15 protein-coding genes are annotated in these 22,396 nt (G+C 46.5%); 8 read left to right on the plus strand and 7 right to left on the minus strand.

Annotation, left to right across the window (positions count from 1 at the left end; genetic code table 11):
* The first annotated feature begins 108 nt into the window (after positions 1-108).
* Genes BQ8005_RS05020 through BQ8005_RS05030 form a run of 3 tightly spaced genes read left to right on the plus strand, consistent with a single transcriptional unit; the run spans position 109 to position 4,240 of the window.
* Entirely contained in the window at positions 109-1,848 is a 1,740-nt protein-coding gene (locus tag BQ8005_RS05020) for a glutamine--tRNA ligase/YqeY domain fusion protein (protein ID WP_075317277.1), read from the plus strand.
* A 21-nt stretch (positions 1,849-1,869) separates the two neighbouring features.
* Positions 1,870-3,309 carry a tetratricopeptide repeat protein gene (locus tag BQ8005_RS05025; RefSeq protein WP_021846515.1) on the plus strand — a complete coding sequence of 480 codons (1,440 nt, stop codon included), beginning with the start codon at positions 1,870-1,872 and terminating at the stop codon, positions 3,307-3,309.
* Between the two features lie 40 nt (positions 3,310-3,349).
* Positions 3,350-4,240 carry a DUF368 domain-containing protein gene (locus BQ8005_RS05030; RefSeq protein WP_075317278.1) on the plus strand — a complete coding sequence of 297 codons (891 nt, stop codon included), beginning with the start codon at positions 3,350-3,352 and terminating at the stop codon, positions 4,238-4,240.
* Between the two features lie 105 nt (positions 4,241-4,345).
* On the opposite strand, the gene tpx is transcribed toward BQ8005_RS05030, so the two are convergent.
* Entirely contained in the window at positions 4,346-4,846 is a 501-nt protein-coding gene (gene tpx / locus BQ8005_RS05035; protein ID WP_021846513.1) for a thiol peroxidase, read from the minus strand.
* Between the two features lie 257 nt (positions 4,847-5,103).
* Here tpx and BQ8005_RS05040 point away from each other — a divergent pair, with 257 nt between their 5' ends.
* From BQ8005_RS05040 to BQ8005_RS05050, 3 genes are read left to right on the plus strand one after another with little or no spacing between them, the layout of a single operon-like run.
* On the plus strand, positions 5,104-5,568 hold the full coding sequence (locus BQ8005_RS05040) for a DUF4494 domain-containing protein (protein WP_021846512.1): 465 nt from the start codon (positions 5,104-5,106) through the stop codon (positions 5,566-5,568).
* A 15-nt stretch (positions 5,569-5,583) separates the two neighbouring features.
* The gene (locus tag BQ8005_RS05045; RefSeq protein ID WP_021846511.1) at positions 5,584-6,249 is read left to right on the plus strand and encodes a YggS family pyridoxal phosphate-dependent enzyme; all 666 of its coding nucleotides are present in this window, start codon (positions 5,584-5,586) and stop codon (positions 6,247-6,249) included.
* 18 nt (positions 6,250-6,267) lie between these two features.
* Positions 6,268-7,248 (plus strand): dihydroorotate dehydrogenase-like protein, encoded by a 981-nt coding sequence (locus BQ8005_RS05050; RefSeq protein ID WP_075317279.1) that lies wholly within the window; start codon positions 6,268-6,270, stop codon positions 7,246-7,248.
* A 309-nt stretch (positions 7,249-7,557) separates the two neighbouring features.
* On the opposite strand, the gene BQ8005_RS05055 is transcribed toward BQ8005_RS05050, so the two are convergent.
* The 3 genes from BQ8005_RS05055 to BQ8005_RS05065 are packed head-to-tail and all read right to left on the minus strand — an operon-like array spanning position 7,558 to position 15,486.
* Entirely contained in the window at positions 7,558-10,731 is a 3,174-nt protein-coding gene (locus tag BQ8005_RS05055; protein WP_075317280.1) for a DUF5107 domain-containing protein, read from the minus strand.
* Between the two features lie 35 nt (positions 10,732-10,766).
* Entirely contained in the window at positions 10,767-13,757 is a 2,991-nt protein-coding gene (locus tag BQ8005_RS05060; RefSeq protein ID WP_075318950.1) for a glycoside hydrolase domain-containing protein, read from the minus strand.
* A 25-nt stretch (positions 13,758-13,782) separates the two neighbouring features.
* Entirely contained in the window at positions 13,783-15,486 is a 1,704-nt protein-coding gene (locus BQ8005_RS05065; RefSeq protein ID WP_083610503.1) for a M60 family metallopeptidase, read from the minus strand.
* Between the two features lie 306 nt (positions 15,487-15,792).
* Between BQ8005_RS05065 and BQ8005_RS05075 the strand changes: the two genes are divergently transcribed.
* Positions 15,793-17,280 carry a sulfatase family protein gene (locus BQ8005_RS05075; protein WP_075317283.1) on the plus strand — a complete coding sequence of 496 codons (1,488 nt, stop codon included), beginning with the start codon at positions 15,793-15,795 and terminating at the stop codon, positions 17,278-17,280.
* A 163-nt stretch (positions 17,281-17,443) separates the two neighbouring features.
* Here the strand turns inward: BQ8005_RS05075 and BQ8005_RS05080 are convergent, their stop codons facing one another.
* Positions 17,444-18,769, minus strand: a complete 1,326-nt coding sequence (locus BQ8005_RS05080) for a PhoH family protein (RefSeq protein WP_021846505.1) — start codon at positions 18,767-18,769, stop codon at positions 17,444-17,446.
* A gap of 95 nt (positions 18,770-18,864) precedes the next feature.
* Between BQ8005_RS05080 and BQ8005_RS05085 the strand changes: the two genes are divergently transcribed.
* A complete protein-coding gene (locus tag BQ8005_RS05085) occupies positions 18,865-20,118 on the plus strand; it encodes a bifunctional folylpolyglutamate synthase/dihydrofolate synthase (RefSeq protein ID WP_075317284.1) in 1,254 nt (417 codons plus the stop codon).
* On the opposite strand, the gene BQ8005_RS05090 is transcribed toward BQ8005_RS05085, so the two are convergent.
* Positions 20,086-20,460, minus strand: coding sequence for a RidA family protein (locus BQ8005_RS05090; protein ID WP_075317285.1), 375 nt, complete (start codon positions 20,458-20,460; stop codon positions 20,086-20,088). The genes BQ8005_RS05085 and BQ8005_RS05090 overlap by 33 nt on opposite strands.
* 230 nt (positions 20,461-20,690) lie before the next feature.
* Positions 20,691-22,391: a tetratricopeptide repeat protein gene (locus BQ8005_RS05100; protein WP_075318952.1), complete on the minus strand. Its 1,701-nt coding sequence runs from the start codon at positions 22,389-22,391 to the stop codon at positions 20,691-20,693.
* Between the last annotated feature and the right edge of the window lie 5 nt (positions 22,392-22,396).

Below are 22,396 nucleotides of genomic sequence, written 5' to 3' on the forward strand. Positions count from 1 at the left end.
TAAAAAATAAAAGAATATGTTTCCCCACGTCATGTAAAAGTCGTACTTTTGCCACATGTTTTATCATATCCCTACGGGAAATTACACCATATTATATATTATAACACTATGGCAGAACTGAAAAACGAAGAAACAAGCGAAAAGAAAAGCTTGAACTTCATTGAGCAAATTGTAGAAAACGACTTGAGCAACGGTAAAAATGGAGGCAGAGTGCAGACACGCTTCCCGCCGGAGCCTAACGGATACCTGCACATCGGACATGCCAAGGCCATCTGCCTTGATTTCGGCATCGCAGCTGCTCACGGAGGCGTATGCAACCTGCGCTTCGACGACACCAACCCCACCAAGGAGGACGTGGAATACGTCGAGGCCATCAAGGAAGACATACGCTGGCTGGGCTACCAGTGGGGACACGAATACTATGCCTCCGACTACTTCCAGCAGCTGTGGGACTTCGCCATCCGCCTCATCAAGGAAGGCAAGGCTTACATCGACGAACAGTCGTCTGAAGAAATAGCGGCACAGAAAGGTACACCGACCCAGCCGGGTACGGAAAGTCCTTACCGCAACCGCCCTATTGAAGAAAATCTGGAGCTGTTCCAAAAGATGAACAGTGGCGAGGTAGAAGAAGGTGCCATGGTGCTGCGCGCCAAGATAGACATGGCCAACCCCAACATGCACTTCCGCGACCCCATCATCTATCGTGTAGTGAAACATCCGCACCACCGCACGGGTACGAAATGGAAAGCCTATCCCATGTATGACTTCGCCCACGGCCAGAGTGACTTCTTCGAAGGCGTGACCCACTCGCTCTGTACATTGGAATTTGTGGTACACCGCCCGCTCTACGACCTCTTCGTCGATTGGCTGAAAGAAGGCAAGGATCTGGACGACAACCGCCCGCGCCAGTACGAATTCAACAAACTGAACCTGAGCTACACGCTGATGAGCAAGCGCAACCTGCTGACGCTCGTCAAGGAAGGCCTGGTGAACGGCTGGGACGATCCCCGCATGCCGACCATCTGTGGTTTCCGCCGTCGTGGCTATTCGCCAGAGTCTATCCATAAGTTCATCGACAAGATCGGTTACACCACTTACGACGCTCTCAACGAGTTCGCCCTGCTGGAAAGTGCCGTTCGCGAAGACCTGAACGAACGTGCCACTCGTATTTCAGCCGTACTGAATCCTGTGAAGTTGGTTATCACCAACTATCCCGAAGGACAGGTGGAGGAACTGGAAGCCATCAACAACCCCGAACGTCCTGAAGAAGGCAGCCATACCATCGAATTCAGCCGTGAGCTGTGGATGGAGCGCGAAGATTTCATGGAGGACGCCCCGAAGAAATATTTCCGCATGACCCCCGGCCAGGAAGTACGCTTGAAGAATGCCTACATCGTGAAGTGCACAGGTTGCAAGAAGAACGAGGCAGGCGAAGTGGTGGAAGTCTACTGCGAATACGACCCTGACTCAAAGAGCGGTATGCCAGGCGCCAACCGCAAGGTGAAAGGCACCCTGCATTGGGTGAGCTGTGCCCACTGCCTGGAAGCTGAAGTACGCCTGTACGACCGTCTGTGGAAAGTGGAAAATCCTCGCGACGAGCTGGCTGCCATCCGCGAAGCCAAGAACTGCGACGCCCTGACAGCCATGAAGGAAATCATCAACCCCGATTCGCTGAAGGTATTGCCCTGCTGTTATGTCGAAAAGTTTGCTGCCGGCATGAAGCCCCTCACTTATCTGCAATTCCAACGCATCGGCTACTTCAACGTCGACAAGGATTCTACAGCAGAAAAGATGGTCTTCAACCGCACAGTAGGCCTGAAAGACACTTGGGGCAAAATAAACAAATAAAAAAACTGATACACACATACGATGAGTAACAAGAACCTGCTGTCGGGCAAAGACAAGGCATTGGCTGAACTGGTGGAAAGCTACGAAACGGCACGCGACCAGCACATCTCCATCTACATGGATGCAGAAGACCTGGCCGATATTGCCGAATGGTACGACCGCAACAGTAAGTTCGACGACGCAGCCGAAGTCATCGCGTATGGGCTGAAGCTCCACCCTGGCAACACCTCGTTGCTGGTGGAGCGCAGCTACTTACATCTGGATCTGTACGAGCTGGAAGACGCAAAGCAGGCTGCCGCAGAAATAACCGAAGAACGCCCCGACGTCACCATCCTACGCGCCAGACTGTTGGTGGAAGAAGGACGCATAGAGGACGCCGAACTGCAACTGGACATGCTGGAAGACAAATACAGCAAGGAAAACATCATCGATGTGGCTTACATGTACCTTGGAGCCTATCAGTACGACCAGGCAACGGAATGGCTTTCGCACTGGCGATGGGACAAAGAAGATACAGAATACTGCTGTATCATGGCTGACAGCCTGCTCGACCGGAAAAACTATGCAGAAGCTCTGACTTACTATAATAAGCTGATAGACAATGATCCCTATCATCCACAATACTGGATGGCAGCGGCACGTTGCTATATGGGCATGCAGGAATTTGGAAAAGCCATTGACGCCTGCGACTATGCCCTGCTGGCTGATGACGAACTAGGAGAAGCTTACGTCATTAAGGGTTACTGCTTTCTGGAGCTTGGCAACGACGAAGAAGCCGTCAAGTGCTATGAACAGGCCGTCAAGTTCCACAGTATCGCTCCTGCCTATCTGAACTCAATGGTAGGGCAGATCAAGCTGGAAAAAGAAGAATGGGAAAAAGCCTATAACGAACTGGATCTTGCCCTGCAACAGGAAGAGGACTTGAAAGACCCTATTACACGTTCATCCCTCTACGCCGGCATGGCCATCTGCATTTATAAACTTGGCAACGAAAAGTACGAAGGACAGGCACTCGATTACTGCCACAAAGCCATTGACATCGATTACCTCAATGTAGACGCCCATTTGTTGGGAGGCCTAATCTATGCACAACGTGGCGAAAGGCAAAAAGCCGTTGACATGTGGGAAGAAATAGGCAGCTATGACAATACGGCCGATACATGGTCAGAAATAGCCGCTTATAGCACCGAAGCAGGTATGTACCGCTATTCTGTCAGCGCTCTGGAACATATCGAACAGTGGAAACCTGACTATCCGAACCTGTACCAGCGACTTACCATGTCATGTATCCTGTCTGGCGAAACAGAGAAAGCCCGACACTACAACCAACAGACAGAAAGCCCCATGAACGAAAAATACATGGAAAATCTGCAAACGCTGATGGAGAAAATGCCCGATGGAGAGACCGTACAGGTAATGAAAAACTACCTGACAGAACCTATCCGACGAAGAAAAGGATAATTTTTACAAAAAAACTCTACAAAATGAAATTACAAGCAATATGGAAAGAAAACTGAAAGACTACGCATTCATCGCACTGAAAGGTATGGGCATGGGAGCAGCCGACGTCGTACCGGGTGTCTCAGGCGGTACCATCGCCTTTATTGTAGGCATCTACGATGAACTGATAGAAACGATCAAGAGTATTAATATGGAAAGTCTCCGCCTGTTTTTTACAGGAAAATGGGGACAGTTTTGGAAGAAAATCAATGGGAATTTTCTGTTCTCACTTCTGCTGGGAATTGGCATTAGCGTCTTTTCGCTCGCAAAAGTCATAACTTGGCTACTCACTACCCATCCCATTTTGGTATGGGCATTTTTCTTCGGCCTGGTACTGGCATCTACTTGGTTCGTAGGGAAAGACATCAAAGGGTGGAATTGGAAAACTGTCATCGGATTCATCATTGGTGCCATTGTAGCTTACTACATAACCGTTGCTACTCCCGCAGAAACGTCGACCCATCCGCTGTTCATCTTCCTGTGTGGAGCTATTGCTATCTGCGCCATGATTCTTCCAGGCATTTCAGGAAGTTTCATTCTGGTGTTGTTAGGTAAATATTTCTATATAATGGAAGCGGTAAAGACGCTCAATATCACGACCTTGGCCATTTTTGCAGCAGGTGCATTCATCGGTATCACCAGTTTCTCACGTCTGTTATCGTTTGCCTTGAAGCATTTCCGCAACATCACCTTAGCCGTTCTGACAGGCTTCATGCTGGGTTCACTCAACAAAGTATGGCCATGGAAAGAAATAGCCGACAACACTCATGGCATGCCTATCGAAACCAACATCTTGCCCAATGCCTACATTGGCGAGGCAATAGCACTGATGGTAGTAGGCTTCCTCATGGTCTACTTCCTTGAAAAACTATCTAAAAAAGCTGATCAATAAAGAAAAACGAACCTTTTCGCATTTATTCCACAAAATAAAGGGTGTATCTCTATCAAGAAGTCTCAACCTTCTTGGAAAAGGATACACCCTGTTTTTTTAGAAAAATTACTTCAAAACTTCCAAAGCTTTGTCATAATCAGGTTCCTGTGTAATTTCAGGTACCAGCTCCGTATAAGCCACCCGACCGTCCTTACCTATAATAACGACAGCACGTGCCAGCAGTCCGGCCAACGGACCATCGGCCATACATACACCATAATTCTCATCAAAATCGGAAATACGGAAATCGGACAATGGAATGACATGTTCAATGCCTTCCGTTGTACAAAAACGTGCATGCGCAAAAGGCAGATCTTTCGAAATAGCCAATACAATCGTATCAGGCAAAGAAGCTGCTAATTTATTAAACTTACGAACTGAAGTTGCGCAAACTGCCGTATCAAGACTTGGAAAAATATTCAATACCACATTCTTACCACTCAAATCTTTTAACGAGAAAGTTGACAAGTCTGTTTTTACTAATCCGAAATCGGGGGCTACAGTGCCCACCTGTATAAACTCACCGATCAATCTCACCGGCTGTCCTTTGAAATTTGTTGTTGCCATAATTTTCTTTTCCTTTAAAATTCTTCTTGATAACAAACAAAAGTAAGAAAAAGTTTGGAAGCACCTATTTCAATCATGTTAAAAGAATGTTTCGTCCCGTTCTTATTCCACCCGTCCACAACAATAACTATAACAGAAAATCAGACACTCTGCGCAAATCTTAAACCTTATCTTGCATTCTTCATTTGAAAAGTTTTATCTTTGTGGGGAATTAACCGACCAATTTTTATTGATAGAAAACTAAAAGACTGAAAATTATGGCAATGCATACATGGTTCGAATGCAAGATTCGATATGAAAAAACAATGGAAAACGGCATGAACAAGAAGGTTACGGAGCCCTATCTGGTAGATGCACTCAGCTTTACCGAAGCCGAAGCACGTATCATCGAAGAGATTACTCCTTTCATCAGTGGTGAGTTCACTGTAGCCGACATCAAGCGTGCCAACTATAGCGAACTTTTCCCCTGCGATGAAGAAGCTGCCGACCGCTGGTTCAAATGCAAGCTCATTTTTATCACACTCGATGAAAAGAGCGGTGCAGAGAAAAAAACATCTACGCAAGTATTGGTACAAGCCGCCGATTTGCGCGATGCCGTAAAGAAACTGGATGAAGGGATGAAGGGCACCATGGCCGATTATCAGATAGCCTCTGTGGCCGAAACGCCACTTATGGACGTGTATCCTTACAGCGCTGAGCCCGACGACAAGCCGGAAGTATAAAAAACAAGAGAAAATATGATTGGAGAACGCATCAAAGAAATACGGAACGAACTGCCCGAAGGCGTACGGCTGGTAGCCGTATCGAAGTTCCACCCGAACGAAGCCATCGAAGAAGCTTATCGGGCAGGACAACGTATCTTCGGCGAAAGCAAGGTACAGGAAATGACGGCCAAATATGAAAGTCTGCCGAAAGACATTGAATGGCATTTCATCGGCCACCTGCAGACCAACAAAGTGAAATACATCGTGCCCTACGTAGCACTGATTCACGGCATCGACTCCTACAAGCTCCTGGCAGAAGTAGACAAACAAGCAGCCAAAGCCGGACGCAGGGTGAACTGCCTGCTCCAACTGCACATCGCCCGCGAAGAGACCAAATTCGGCTTCAGCTTCGACGAATGCCGCCAGATGCTGGCCGAAGGCCAGTGGCGTCAGTTGCAGCACATCCGTCTGTGCGGGCTCATGGGCATGGCCACCAACACGGACAACGTCGAACAAATCAAGGAGGAATTCCGTTCCTTAAGCAACTTCTTCCGTGAAGTAAAATCCACATGGTTTGCCGACGACGATGCTTTTTGCGAACTTTCGATGGGCATGTCGCATGACTACCACGAAGCCATTGCCGAAGGAAGCACACTGGTACGTGTAGGAAGCAAAATTTTCGGAGAACGAATTTATTAATCTAAAAAATAAAACATCATGGCAACAACGTTACAAACAACATTTGCCGGGCTTTCCCTTAGAAATCCCATTATCGTCAGCAGTTCAGGTCTGACAGATAGTGCAGCCAAGAACCAGAAACTCTGCGAAGCAGGAGCAGGAGCTATCGTACTGAAGTCTCTCTTTGAAGAGCAGATCATGATGGAAGTCTACCAACACGACGATCCTTCCATGTCACCCGAAGCTGCAGACAAACTGTCTGTCTACATCCTCCACCACAAACTAGGTGAATATCTCAACCTGATACGTGAAAGCAAGAAGGTGTGCGACATCCCCGTTATCGCCAGCATCAACTGCTATAAAGATGACGTATGGGCAGACTTCGCCAAGCAGATCGAAGAAGCCGGAGCCGACGCACTGGAGATCAATATTCTAGCTTTACAAACTGATGTACAATACACCTATGGTAGCTTTGAACAGCGCCACATTGACATCCTGCGTCACATCAAGAAAACGGTTAAAATCCCCGTTATCATGAAACTGGGCAGCAATCTGACGAATCCCGTGGCCCTCATCGACCAGCTTTACGCCAATGGAGCTGCAGCTGTCGTACTGTTCAACCGCTTCTACCAGCCGGATATCAATATCGACAAGATGACGCAGGTGGCAGGTGATGTATTCAGCAATGAGGCCGACCTCTCCAACTCGCTTCGCTGGACCGGCATTGCCTCGGCAGCAGTCAATCAGATAGATTATGCCATTTCAGGTGGCATCCACTCAGCTGAGGGCATTGTAAAATCCATTCTGGCAGGAGCCTCCGCCGTAGAAATTTGCAGTGTTCTTTACAAAGAATCATCTGCCGTCATCAATGAATACAACAAGTTCGTGGCCGAATGGATGGCAAACAAGGGCATGGAAAGCATCGCCCAGTTCAAGGGTAAACTGAACGTAGGCGATGTAAAGGGTGTGAATACTTTCGAACGCACGCAATTCCTGAAGTATTTCGCTCAACACGAATAAGTATTATCTAGCGACAATATAGAAAAAGAGGATAAAGCCGTTGGTTTTATCCTCTTTCTCTTTTCCAAAACATCCGTGAAACCAACTATCTTCCCTGTGAAATCTATCCTTCACCATAAAATACTTGAAAACAAGAACTTACAATAATGTGAAAGCGTGAAGGCTTTACGGATAGTCTCTCAAAAAACGGGCGGTGTGAAAGCAAAACCGAAGTTTCACATGTCCCTCTTTGCGTTTCCTAAACACCTACTTTGGCGCGCTAAACATGCACTTTAGCCCGCTAAACACCTACTTTAGCAGCGTAAAGTGTCACTTGGGTACTCCCGAGAATAATCTTGCAATCAGGTCAAAGTTTGTATCCCGGTAGCCGGTTTCCCAGGGAGTAGTCTCGTTGGAAGCATATCTGCTGCTCAACAGTTCTCTAGCCTGGTCCATGTTTCCATGATAAACGGCAGTACACCATTGTGCCGGTTTGCTTTCCGGGAAATCCTTTTTCCAGGAGGCAACCAGCTTGTCGGCTTCTGCCTGTTTGCCTGTGTCACGCAAAGCCAGTGCCGTCAGCAAATGCGCTGATTCGAAATTGCGGGTGGAAGTAGGATGGGAAGATACTTTGTCCAGCAGGGTTTGGGCTTTTGCCGTTTCTCCTTTCTTTTCATATACCTTGGCTTCCAGATAATCTTCCAGCCGTTTGTCTATCTGATCGTCGTAAGGTTTTCCTACACCCAGGTTTTCCGGCCATTCTTCGGAGGCTTTTATGGATTTCAGGGCTGCATCATACCGGCGTTTGCTGAACTGATCCATTGCCTGGTAGAGGTTGGCAGCACGATATACGGCCCTGCCGGCATAGGAGCCTTCGTTCGGTAACACCTGCATCTTGCTCAACAGGGAAATGCAGGAACCATACTGTCTGGTTTCGCACAGGCCGTTGGCATATTTCAGTCCGATGTAATAGTTGTCCGGATATTTCCGGATGTACTTTTTGCCGGTTTCTACCACCTTGTACCAGTTGCTTTCTGCGGTATAATAGTTCAGCAAGGCCATGCCGGCTCTCCACGAAGGATCAGTCTGCTCGGCTTTCATCAGGTCTGCCAGTCTGGCTTCGCCTTCCTTGAGCTGTGCGCGCGACAGATACAGAGGTGCATAGCCTGCATTGTCACACAGGTTCATTTCCTGGAGTGCCTTGTCCTTCTGCTGGTTGGTCCAGTATATCAGTCCCTGGTAATAGTTGATTTTCCAGTTTGCTGACTGCGATTCGGCCCAATCCAGGTATTTCAGGGTTTCCGGACGGAAGGGGAAGATATAATCCGGTGACTGGGCATTGGCCAGTTCCAGTGTTTCCCGGGCTTCCTGAGCTGCACCTTGTCTGCTCTGCAGCCAGGCTTTCTGATACAGGACTATCGGATGATTTCCGGCACAGGTGAGTAGGGCGATGGCTTCTTCCTCACATCCGGTTCTTTCATACCATTCGGCTAGTTCCAGATAAGTTTCGGCCGGCAGTTCATTACGGATCTGGGAAGCGAATGAAGCAAGTTGTTCCGGAGTATGGTTTCCGGACAGCCAGGCTTCTTCAAATCGGAGACCATGATACAAAGGCAGCTGATCCAGCACCTGGTTGACCTGTTCTTTCGCCAGCTCTGTTCTGCCAGTCTTTCTGTAAATCATTGTCAGCAACTGACGAGCATGAAGGTTCATGGCATTGTAAGTCAGACTCTTCTTTGCATATTGTTCGGCTTTGGTCCAATTCCGGTCGCAGGCATACATTTCGCCCAGCTGTTCGTAAGCGGCAGTGCGCACTGAAGCTGAAAAAGTGGCGATGGCAAAAGCAGCCTTCGCTTCTGTTGCATTGCCCAGCATGCGGTTGGCCAGTCCGTACAGGTAGTTGGATTCTCCGTCATAGGTATTCAGTCCCAAAGCCCGTTCCAGCAGGGGAATCATTTCCTGATATCTGCCTTCCCGGTAATAGAGGGAGGAAAGGCGTACCAGAGCCGGTGAGAAGTTGGCATCCTGTTCCAGGGATTTCTTCAGGTAGCTTTCTGCCTTGTCCCATACTTTCTGGTTCAGCCATTGTTCTCCCTGGGTATAAAGTCCGAAAGCTGAATTCCAGTTGAAATCTTCGGGAAGGGTCATGGGGCGCTTCAGGTCGAAGTTTTCCGGATTATCCGAGTAGACCAGAAGATTGTCTCCGATGACTACTTTCAGGTGGCCTTCGGGGATGTCTTTTCCTTTCAAGGAAGTCAGGGTGACCGGTTCCATGGCGTTGGCAGTCAGAGACAGTGTTTCCACCAGCTGCTGGTCTTTGTAGATCTTGAGATCGGTTGACAGTTTTTCCAGCGGTGAAAAGGCCAGTTTCAGCCCGTCAGCCTCACGCATTACGTGCAAGGCTCCGATGGTGCTGGCCTTGGACACTCCTTTGATTCCTTTGACTGGATACCAGTATTCAGTCCATGCATCCGTCATCTGAGGTGCGAACGAATGATGTTTGTAAGGGGTGTAGGCACTGTTGGAAGCCGGCTGGTTGAACATACGACCAGACTGCAGTTCGATGTACTGGCCGTTCTGGTCGGTCAGCAGGTCTTCCCAGATACCTCCTTCACGGGACTGTCCCCATAGGAAGATTTTCATACCCAGTTTCTCATCAAAATTGGAATGATGGATGGATCCGAAATCTTCTCCGTGCCAGTAGATGCCGTAATAATCATTGTAATATCCCAGAACGTGGTAAGACTTGGAATTGCCGAAATTATTGAAGTCATACCATCCGATGTTCCGGTTGTTTTCATCTACCGGGAACGAGGAAACCTCACCTCCGTGTCCGATGAGATGGTCGCCCGGATAACAGAACTCAGCTTTCTGGCCGACCCGATATCCGGCATTCATCCACTGGTAATAAGGCTGATCAACATCGGACTGGTTGTACCAGGTGGTGTGGGTTGTGAAGTAAGCTTTGTCCTTAGGCAGATTGACTTCCACAGTCCAGGCCGTGCGTGTCAGCCATTCGTAGGAGAACAGGTAGCAGCTTACACTGCCGTCATCTTTTTGTCTGACCAGATAATCCACAGGAGTGCTGGAGGTAGGAGCGTGTCCGATGATACCGAAATTGAACTCAATACCGCCGGAGGTCCAGGGACCTCTCATGGCGATATCACGGAATTTGGCTACTCCGTTCTTGTAGATAAAGTCTTTACCGGTGGTCTTGTCCACGGCTCCCCATATCTTTCCGCCTACTTCCGGAAAGAGGGTAACTTTGATATAATCATTCTCCAGTTCAACAGTCTTCCATTCACGGTTTTCACCTTTGGCCGTAAATCCGTCAAACCGGAAGTAGGGGTAGAACAGGTTGGAAGGAGTTGCTACCGGATTCGGATCTGAGAATTTATAGGTTTTCAGGGTCTCTGTCTGTTCCTGAACAGATACATGCTGGGCAAATCCTTGCGGAGCCAGGCAGAAGACACAGATTGTCAGGGTTAGTATTCTGTTTTTCATGGGATAAATGGTTTTTATTCGATGGAATCCTTCGGTTATTCAATCACGATAAGCCATCCTTTTCCTTTCGGAACGGTTACGGTGTCTCCCGGTTTCCAGGTCTTTTCGGGCTGAAAGTTCTCAATAGCCGGGGCATGCAGAGATACCTTAGCCGGATCCAGACCCAGTTTAGCCCAGTCAATTTGCAGGGTGACATCTACATCGTGGTCTTCCCAGGTTGCCAGTGAGACCAGTGTCTTGGCTCCGGTTTTACGGTAAATGGTGGCGAGTGTTTTTTCTCTGCCGGTCTTGACCGGATTGTCCTTCACCCAGTAACCGATCATTTCACTGCCTTTCATTCCAAACTCATCCCAGAATTTCCAAAGAGGACGGTTGTCCACCCCATATCCCGGGTTACGTCCGGTCATGCCATACAGCATTCCGCGCCATTTGTTTCCACCTTCCCACAGCATTTCTCCCATCAGTCCGTAGGGGATACCAGATACTTCCACCATCCAAAACTCGGGCGGCATGTCATAGTCGAAATATTCGCCGAACCACAAGCGGTCCAGGTAGGGGAAGTGTTCCAGATACAGGTTTGCACTGTTGGCAAAGCCATCTTTGTCGTTAAACTGGTTGGCTGAATGCAAGTCGATCATGGCACCGGGATTGGTACGGTTCAGAATCTTGCGTACACGTTTCATGGACATGCGGTCGAAAGCCAGGTCGTCAATGTACAGTCCGTCGATACCGACATTCTTGACGAGCCAGTCCAGTCCTTCCATATAGTAATTGTGCCAGCGGGACACTCCAGTATTTACAATCGCAGCATCCTGTACATTATAGGCAAACCAGGCAGCGATGTAATCCTGGTCGTAATGTTCCTGAAGCCAAGAATATCCGCCTCCCTTACCTTTGGAGAAAATTTCTCCGTTGAGGCTTCTCAAGGCAAAGATCTCGGTACAGCTGTTTGAAAGTTCACGTACCGTATTGTAGATCTTCACTTTCATATTCTTTGCATGAGCTCCGTCAATATAAGCTTTCATTTCTCTGGTGCGCAGGAAAGGATAGTTGATAAACGGATTGATGGCATTGGCGTGATGAATATTGACTACGGTCGCTCCGAATTCATGAGTTTTGTCGATGAAGTCATATCCGTGATAATAGCGGTCCAGCCATTGCTTGTCGGGATTGATGGTACGGAACGGAGTAATCAGCACGTTGAAGTAGAAGCACAGGCGGTCACCTTTTTTGACTGTACGTTTTCCTGAATAAGCATTGATCAGGGTGTTTTTTCCTGCTGCACTCAGCTTGATACCTCCATTGCCGTTGTTACACCACGAAACCGGCATGTGCAGCGGTTTCTCGTGGTAGAAGTTCGTATTCAGCGGACGTTCGTATTTGTCGTCATAGAAACGAAGTTGCAGTCCTCCATTGACACTACCGGTCCACAGGGCATCCTGATTTTTTTCAACGCCCCATTTCCAGTCCAGATTCTGGGGGCAGTAGCCGCCTTTTTCTCCCAATCCCATCATATATTGTGCAATGTTGGGAGCCAGTTCGGTACTGAGTGCAATGTCATTTATTTCACCATCCTTGCGGGCAATAAGTACCACCTTGTATTCCATGTTTCCGTCAGACTCGATCTGGGCGTCCAGGTTCATAATGAACTGATTGTTCTGATTGGTGGCATGCCATCCCAGAGCACCGGCCTTACGTTTGGTATAGGTGAAGTCCAGGTTCTCCCAGTTTTCTCCGGTTGTGAGTTCCATCGGTCTGGACAGGATATCCAGTCCTTCTGTTCCTATTTCGGTGAGTGTTTCCTTGAAATAAGAAGTGATCTGTGCCGGGAATCCGTTGGGTTGAAGAGTCACTTTGCGTCCCAGCAGTGAAATGGTCTTGTCCTGTACATTCAGAGGAATATAGGGAGCGATTACTTCGTCATCAAAGCCGATCTGGGAGTTCAGCCAGCGCAGGCGAGAATGTCTCCAGGGTTCATTGTCTCCGTGGTTGGCAATCAGGTTGTCAGTGACATTCAGGGTCACTTTTACCTGCTTGGGCTTCATTCCTGCAGCCTGAACAGTTACTGTTCCTGTATACTGTCCGGCTATCAGCTGTTCGGGAACCATCGTTCCTACCCACAGAGCTTGTACTTTTCCTTTGGGGACGGAACAGTCTTTTTCAAACACACTTCCGGTGACATCTACACCTCCTGTGTTGAAACAGGTGAATGCAGAAGCGGGGATTGATTCGCCGGTTTGTGAATTAACCAGAGCAGAATAGGTAAGCTTCAGGTGGTTGACATCTTTGCGGGCCGCCCAAAGACCGATTTGGAAGGTGTAATATTCTCCTTTGTCTGCCGTTCCCTCAAAAGAATCATGGCGGTTGTCTTCTATCCATTTATAGGGCAGATCTGTTGTCATGCGGATTGGGTAACGCCGGTCTTCCGTAAACAGAATATAGGGATCCTCTGGTTGGGATTTCAGCAAGTCGTCTTTTTCTTTGGCAGTGGCGATCACTTCCATCGGGTAGAAAGAATGGAATTCATTGATGGCCTGGAACTGCTTGACAGTAGCCTGCGATAGTTCGGGAGCCTTTTTCCCTGTCAGGCGGTTAGCCTTTTTCCATTCGGCAGATGCTGTTTCTTCAAATCCCGGATAAGTTACGGTCGGATAATATTTGCTTCCTGAAGAAATATTTCTCAGGTAATAGATATAATAGTCCCCCGGAACGGTTTGCGGCTGAAAGACGACCTCACCTTTTTCCCGGCTGATCTGAAAGCGGCATACGTTGGTAATGCGCTTTCCAGTCTTTGCATCAATGACAATCAGATCCTTGTTTTCCGGATTGAAATCTCTCCGTCGCCATTGGATGAGAGCCAGAACAGCATCTGAAGGTTGGTCAACGGAAACCACCACTCTGTGATTGCCGAGTGAATCAGCATTCCAGACTCCGGTGCCATATAATGAAGGGAGGGGTTTTTCCTGTCCCTGAATGGGAGCTGCCAGCAGCAGGCCTCCCAATAAAAGAGGAAAAATTCGTTTCATGGTTTGTTCGTATTTAGACTTTGAGTTACTCTTTTTCTTTAGCATAAATCAGTGCGTTGAGTTCTTCCGGAGTGAGCGGCTTGATCAGTTGCTGTTTTTCCAGTTCTTCCATTTCTTTCTTGAAACGCTCTCTCATTTCGGTAGTCATTTCGTAGTTGTAGTCTCCGTAATCTCCGTATGAAAGTTTCAGGATGCGGAAGAAGCCGAACGCTTCAAAATAGGGATAAAGATTTTTTCCAGCGACCAAAGAAGCCCCCCGTACAAAATTCAGCTGAAATGGGACTACATTTTCGTGTCTGTCCAAGTCCTTCAGTTCAGGATGTTCTTTTTCGGAGTTCCTCATCTTTTCATATAAATCAGGATAGAAGTCGGGGTAACCGTTTTGAGTAAAGTAGCATTGCAATTTCCAGAACGGAACCAGGCGTTCGAAAACATCCGTTTCCAAATAACTGATTGCTTTATCCGGATTAATCTTACGGGATGAAATAATGGAGTCATTCATTCCGCCATTTCTTCGAGCAGCACTCACTGTGCCTGCCTTACTATCTTCCAAAAAAGTTTTTTCCGCATTAGCAAATGCCTTCTCTAATCTATTTTTATACCCAAAAGCTTGTGTACAATATCTTGTACAGATATTATTGCTGGTTTCCCCCAGCCCACCCCATGAGAGATAGGTTTGCAGCTGATGTACGTGTCCCACTTCATGGCTGAATCCCCAGCAGGCATCTTCGTCTTTTGTCCGCATGTGAACGGGATCGGCCACACGTTTCATGGTATCGAACTTGAAGGCTACGCCATCACCGTCGCGAAACATGTAGTATCCGTAGTTGACGCGGGCAAAGATTTTATTGTTTGTGATGTGATTGTATTTTTTCCAGCCAATGATTTCATGTTGCTTAGATACCAGCTGTTCGTAAACTTCAATCAGTTCCTTACCTTGTCCAGATGCATATTTTTTCAGGTCCTCTACCGGGTAGGCCAAGTGTATGTTACTTCCTGTTGCATCGAAAACCGGATAGACAGCGTTGGCAAGCATTCTGTCCCAATCTTCGTTTGTATTTACAGATGCATCGAAATATCCGTTGACCTCTCCAGTGATAAAATGTGCTTTAATCGTATTTTCTTTTTCCGGATTGTCAAAGTAGTAATCCATATAGGCAAGTCCTGTCCATTCAGAAGTCTTCTCTATGACGTTAATACCATTTTTAAGTTCGAACCTTTCAAAATGGAGACTCCAATCCTTATCGCCCTGATTGGGAGCAAAGAGTTCTGCGACTTTCACTCCCAGTTTACTTCCTTCCTTCAACCCATCAACAACGACAATATGTTTCCCAGGCTTAAATACAATACCTGTCACATGCTGATATGTACTGTATCCGTTTCCAATATGCAAAAGTTTTCCCAATGCTTCTGGACTATATATCGGTTTAAAGGAATTCACGCGAAACTTTGTATCATATCGCCCACTATGTAAAGCCATAGCCAAGTTCCTTAATTCTTCATTAGGGCAAGATCTGATTTTTCTTTTTCCCACTCTCTTGTTCAGCCTTGTACACAAAGGATCTGCAAACAATTCTTTTGCAACTTTCTCAAGGCTCCCCTTCTCATCACTTATGTCCTTATAGACCAGACTTTTTTCAAAATTATTCACTTTGTTCTCAAACGCCTGTTCCATGGCAAAACAGTTTAAAGTAATGCCAAAACACAATAAGAAACTTATTTTTTTCATAGATCTGTTAGAAATATTGATATTAATAAAAAATATATATACCGTTTTTTCAAATCATTTTACCTATGTAGATTTTAACAGGACTATTCAACGAACTCAATTCGGCTATCAACCTTTACAGTCCTACACGTTTTTTTCATGGATGTCACAAAATTAGCAAAAGTTTCTCACCTTCTACTGCTTTTTGACAACAAATTATACGAGAAAAGTTTTAGGGAAAGAAACAACAAGCAGTTTGATATTATCGATCAAATAACTATTTTTGTAAGTGAACTTTAAAGCTACTATCAAAAAGCACGAGATATTATGAAAAAAAATGTGAACATATATTTTACAACTATTGCATCAATATTGTATCAACTTCCGTCTTCAGCCGCTACCCCCCCGGGAAACACCTATTCCGAGCGTCCTAATTTGCTGGTGGTAATGGCTGACCAGTTTCGGGGCGATGCCTTTGGATTCAGAGGAAAAGAAGTAGTAAAGACTCCGAATTTTGATTCTTTTTCCAAAGAAGCAGTTGTGTTTACCCAAGCCGTAAGTGGATATCCGGTATCTTCTCCAGCAAGGGGAATGTTTCTTTCGGGGGCCTATCCGCATAAGAATGGAGTTATTACCAACTGCCAGTCAGAATCTGCCACTCAGAATGTTGAACTACGAGAAGATCTGACTTGTTGGTCAGATGTGCTTCAGTCGGAAGGTTACCATACTGCATATATCGGGAAATGGCATTTGGACAAACCTGTGAAGCCTTTTATCGACTGCTACAATAATAAGGGGGAAATGGCCTGGAATGAATGGTGTCCTCCTCACAGAAGACATGGTTTTGACTATTGGGTGGCTTATGGTACATACGACTGGCATCTGAAACCCATGTACTGGAATACCCAGGCCGGGCGCGAAGATTTTTATTATGTGAATCAGTGGGGGCCTGAATATGAAGCCGATCTTGCCATTCATTATCTTGACAGTATCAAGGGATCAGACCAGCCTTTTGCCATGATGGTATCCATGAATCCTCCTCATACGGGTTATGAACTGGTGCCCGATAATTATAAGGAACTATATAAAGGATTGAATGTTGATTCAGTTGTAGCCGCAATGCCGCATCTCAGGAATGCAGATCAGAAGTATGTTGATTATTTCAAGAAAAGCCTGCCTGATTATTATGCCTGCATATCGGGAGTAGATGAACAATTCGGACGAATTATTGAAGCACTCAAACGAAACGGAATGTTCGATAATACGATTGTAGTGTTTGTCTCTGACCATGGTGATTCCATGGGAATGCACGAAAATATCGGAAAGAATATTTTTTATGAAGAGGCTATGAGAGTTCCCTTCATGATTTCATGGGGAAGTAAGTTGTCACCAAGAGTGGACGAAGATCTGTTATTGTCCGTTGAAGACTTTTGTCCGACCATTTTGTCTCTGATGGGATTGGAAAATAAAATACCTCCTTCGGTACAAACCCGCAACCTAAGTAAACAAATTCAGGGCAGTCGTAAAAACATGCCGAAATATCAGTTGTATATGCGGTATAACCAAGTAAACTCAACTGGGAAAAATCCAGATACAGGCGCAAGAGGTATACGTAACGAACAATACACATACGCCGCCAAATTCAAGAAAGGAATCATTACTGAAGAATATCTTTTTGATCGAAAAAACGATCCTTATCAGATGAATAATCTAGCTGACAAAGAAGTGAAACTGGTAGGTAAATTCAAAAAGATACTGACTAAGATGCTGGTGGATGTAGAGGATCCTGCATATACAGTTTTTTCCCGTCCCTAAAACTAAAAAGAAAGTATCCAAACTCAGCTCCTGTAAAAATGAGTTTATAGTCTGAGGATAACGCTATTAAAAATAGAGTGCCCTAAAAGTTAATATCAACTTTTAGGAGCACTCTACAATTTTAAATTGCCTATTGTTTAACACTCTCTTGTAGAATTTAAAGCTACATCAAGTTACTGGCCAATTCGCTCAATTCGCTGCGCTCGCCTTTCACGAGATTGACGTGGGCAAAGAGGTTTTGGTCACGCATACGGTCGATCATATATACAAGACCGTTGGACTGACTGTCCAAGTAAGGCTGGTCTATCTGCTGAATATCGCCCGTGAACACCATCTTCGTCCCCTCGCCCGCACGGGTAATGATAGTTTTGATCTCGTGAGGTGTCAAATTCTGCGCTTCGTCAATGATACAGTAGGTTTCACTCAGGCTTCGACCACGAATAAATGCCAGGGCTTCAATAACGAGTTGATCGCTCTTTTGCATATCTTCCAGGCGTTTCACTTCACTGGAACTGGCAGCAAACTGATGCTTGATGACATTCAGGTTATCGAACAGAGGTTGCATGTAGGGAGCAACCTTTTCATTGGCATCACCTGGTAAAAAGCCGATGTCCTTGTTGGACAGGGCCACAATGGGACGAGCCAACAGAATCTGTTTGTATTCGTTCATCTGCCGTAAAGCAGCGGCCAAAGCCAGCAAAGTCTTTCCCGTACCTGCCTTACCCGTCAGCGCTACAAGCTTGATGTTTGGATCATTTAGCACCTCGAAGGCAAAGCTTTGTTCGGCATTGCGCGGCTCAATGCCATAGTTCTTCGACTTGTTGACACGACATACTGCATGGCTGAACGGATTATAGCGGGCCAAAACACTGTTTCGGTCGCTTTTCAGCACGAAGCATTCGTTGGGATGAATAATGTCCTTGAAAGGAAACTCGCTGATATCGATACCTTCTTTCGAGGAATAAATGTTGTCGATCAGCGTAGGATCTGTACCTTCAAACACTTCGTTGGACTTTTCAAAGATATCCACATTAAGTACTTTGTCAGTAATGTAGTCCTCACAAAGAATGCCGACAGAACGAGCCTTCATCCTCAAGTTGACATCCTTAGTGACAAGGATAGACTTCATCTTGGGATACTTCGTCATCAACCAGTCGGTCACAGCCAAAATCTGATGGTCAGGTTTGTGCTCAGGGAAAGAATCGTACACACGTTTGGACTCTACATTGCCAGTCACAACAAACAATTTTCCCAATCCTTCCCCCAAAGGAGCCCCTTTCGTAAACAGATTATCATCAGTAATTTCATCTAACTCGCGAACAAACTCACGGGCATTGTAATTGATCTGCTCATTGCCTTTCTTAAACTTATCCAGTTCTTCCAACACGACAATGGGAAGATAAATGTCATTCTCCTGAAAATTTTTCAGACACTTGTAATCGTGCAGAATCACATTCGTGTCGATTACGAAATTTTTCTTTGCTCCCATACTCATTAGATTTAAATAGTACGTATCTTTGTTGCCTTTAAAGATAACAAATTAGTAAATAGAAAGGATTTGTTTCCCGTTAAATATTTCAAATGATGGACTATCAGAGCACATTATCTTACTTATATAACAGTGCCCCCCTGTTTCAGCAGGTAGGAAGCGCTGCCTACAAGGAGGGATTGGAGAACACCCTCATCATGGACGAACACTTTGGACATCCGCATCGACGCTTCCGCACCATCCACGTAGCGGGCACCAATGGCAAAGGTTCCTGCTCGCATACCTTAGCTGCCATCCTGCAGGAGAGCGGCTACCGTGTGGGGCTCTATACGTCGCCCCATCTGGTAGACTTCCGCGAACGCATCCGTGTGAACGGACAACCCATCTCAGAAGAATATGTCGTGGACTTCGTAGAAAAGGAACGGACCTTCTTCGAACCGCTCCACCCGTCGTTCTTCGAACTGACCACCGCCATGGCTTTCCGCTACTTTGCCGACAAACAGGTGGACGTGGCTGTCATCGAGGTAGGTCTGGGCGGACGATTGGACTGTACTAACATCATCCGACCCGATTTGTGTATCATCACCAACATCAGCTTCGACCACATGCAATTCCTAGGCCACACGCTGGCACAGATAGCAAGCGAAAAGGCGGGAATCATCAAGGAAGGCACACCTGTAGTCATCGGCGAAACTGCACCAGAGACAAAGCCAGTTTTCCTAGCCAAAGCAACCACAATGCACGCGCCCATCTACTTTGCCGAAGACTATGACCGCGAAGACTATCCAGGCATTGAATTCGAACTAAAAGGCCTCTATCAAAAGAAGAACAAACAGACAATACTTACCGCTCTCCCCCTGCTGAAGGAGGCCGGTTACCGCATCGATGGCACCAGCGTAAGGAGCGGATTCGCGCATGTCACCCGTCTGACGGGACTCATGGGACGCTGGCAAAAGTTGCAGGATGCTCCTACCCTAATCTGCGACACAGGACACAACGTGGGTGGCATCCGCTACATTGTGGAGCAACTCAAACAACAGACTTACCGCCGCCTGCACATCGTCATGGGCATGGTGAACGACAAGGATATCCGCGGCGTACTGGCACTGCTACCACGTGAGGCCGTCTACTATTTCACCCAAGCCAGCGTGAAGCGTGCCCTGCCCGCCGAAGAAGTGAAAAGACAGGCCAAAGAGGCCGGATTACAAGGAGAGTGCTACCCCGATGTACCTGCCGCTGTCAGAGCTGCACAAGAAAAAAGCCTCCCCGAAGACTTCATCTTCGTGGGAGGCAGCAGTTTCATTGTGGCCGACCTGTTAACGCACCGCGATGCACTCAATCTCCACTAAAGCATCCTTGGGTAATGCCTTCACGGCTACCGCCGAGCGGGCTGGGAAATCGCCCTCAAAATAAGTGGCATATACCGAATTCATGTCAGCAAAGAGAGACATATCGGCCAGAAAAACGGTAGTCTTCACGATATTGGCCATGCCCAAGCCTGCTTCCTCAAGAATGTGCTTCACATTCTCCAATGACTGGCGGGCTTGCGCAGCAGCCCCTTCAGGCATTACGCCTGTAGCTGCATCAATGGGCAGCTGACCTGATACAAACACCATTCCATTGGCCTCAATAGCCTGACTGTAAGGTCCGATGGCACCAGGTGCTTTCGGACTACAAATTACTTTCTTCATGTTGCTTTCAATTTTTAATTCTAATCTTACCTTTATTTTTCTCCAGTTAGAAAAAAAATTTTCTCTAACTGTGCAGTATTTCTTCTCCAACTGCATTTATAATAGTGAATGCATAAAGCAATATTCACTCATAACCTTTTTTTCATACCTAGACTTAACTAAGAAGGGGGAAAAGCCCCGAAAGAGGATGCGCCAAAAGCGCATCCTTTTTCTTTTCTTGCCAATCTAGCCTATTTACAATTCTTCTCAATCAAAACATCGACATTAGGATCACCCAATTCTTTTGCTTTAGCAAAGCTTTCACAAGCAGCAGCATTCTGCTTCATTTGTATTTGAGCAATACCTATTAAGCGATAAGCTTCAGCATATTTGGGATCTATCTCCAAAGCCTCCTTCAGAATCTTTACAGCTTCTTCATTACGTCCTACTCGTATATTGACAACAGCCAACTCAGCACGATAGGTCAAATCCTTCGGATTCAGCTCGATTGCTTTCGCCAAATCATCGAGAGCACGCTGGTATTGACGTGCTTTCAAGGCTGCCTGCTCACGATAGTAATAGAACACATCGTTCACATTACCCTTCACTGCATCATAATATGCGTCATAATCAAGCATGGCATTACGTGCTTTTCCAACCTTCATCAACGCCTGAGCACGCTCCAACAAATAAGGAGCAGCCTCTTGTGTATAAGGTTTGTTGAATCGAGCGACACAACTGTCAATCACGACCAGAATCTCTTCGGGCGATGCTCCCATTGCTTCCTTTATCTTAGCTGTAGTAAAGAGTGTGGCGGCCGATCCAAGCTCGGACTGATTCACCTTCTCATAAGCTTGCAAAGCACCTGCATAATCGGCTTTAGCATAAAGAATATCCCCTTCTGTCTGTACATAAACTGGCAACGGTTGAATCGCAATAGCCTGACGGATTTCATCCAAAGCCTTGTCAAACGACCAATCTTCATAAGGTTTCTCGGAATGAGAAAGAATATAATTGTAAATTATCTTAGCACGGCTAAAAAGGACATCGTCCTTCTTTGCTGCCACTTTCAAGGCTTGATCCAAGTCTTCAACCACGAGCTTCATGGAAGCCTCATCGTCCGACGCGAATAAACGTTGTGACGCACGACGTAAGTAACCATCAGAACTATTCGGATACTGACGGATAAAGTCCTCTAATACTTCCATATACTTTTCTGGTGAAAGCTGTGAGGATGCCATATATAAAAATATGAGCGCCTCTTCTTCTGTCTCAGGCAGTGCTTTCTTGATACCAATATCCTTCAAAGCCATATCACTATAGGACAAAGCAGCAATTTTTTGTGCCATCACATAATTGGCATCTACTGCATAACAGATGCTGGCTGTATCCTGTCCCGAAGCTTTCTGCGCTAAACCGAAAACATTTCCCTCCATTGTCATCAGCGGACAGCTAACCATCTTGTCCTTTAACTTCATATCAAGCGTATAGTATGAATAGTTTTCGGCCACCTTATCTACAGCTTTCACTTTACCGGCTGTATAGACGCGACTTTTTTGAGTGGAATATGGTAACAAATAAACCTCACTGCCCACAACGGGAGCCGAAGCAGCAAGCGCCAAAGCGGGTACTTTCTTCTCTGTAATGCCTACCTTGAACTTCACAACATCATACATATCGTCAGCACCCATAATGGCGTCGACCGGCATCTCCTTGCCTTCGTAATTAATGATGACGGCACGACGCGCACCCTTGAACAAGGAATAGTCCGACATGGCCACTCCGTCTTCACTCACAAAAAATCCGTTGCCCGTGTTCAGCATTTTGTCGTCCTTGTCATAGGTCACGATAGAGAATACGGCACGCTTGGCCTTATCCACCCACTTGGGTTGGGAAAAAGCCCATTGAGCCACCAGTGAGATGGCAAACAACAATAGTATTTTCTTTTTCATCAGCA

The sequence above is a fragment of the Bacteroides togonis genome (assembly GCF_900130135.1).
GTDB classification, from domain to species: domain Bacteria; phylum Bacteroidota; class Bacteroidia; order Bacteroidales; family Bacteroidaceae; genus Bacteroides; species Bacteroides pullorum.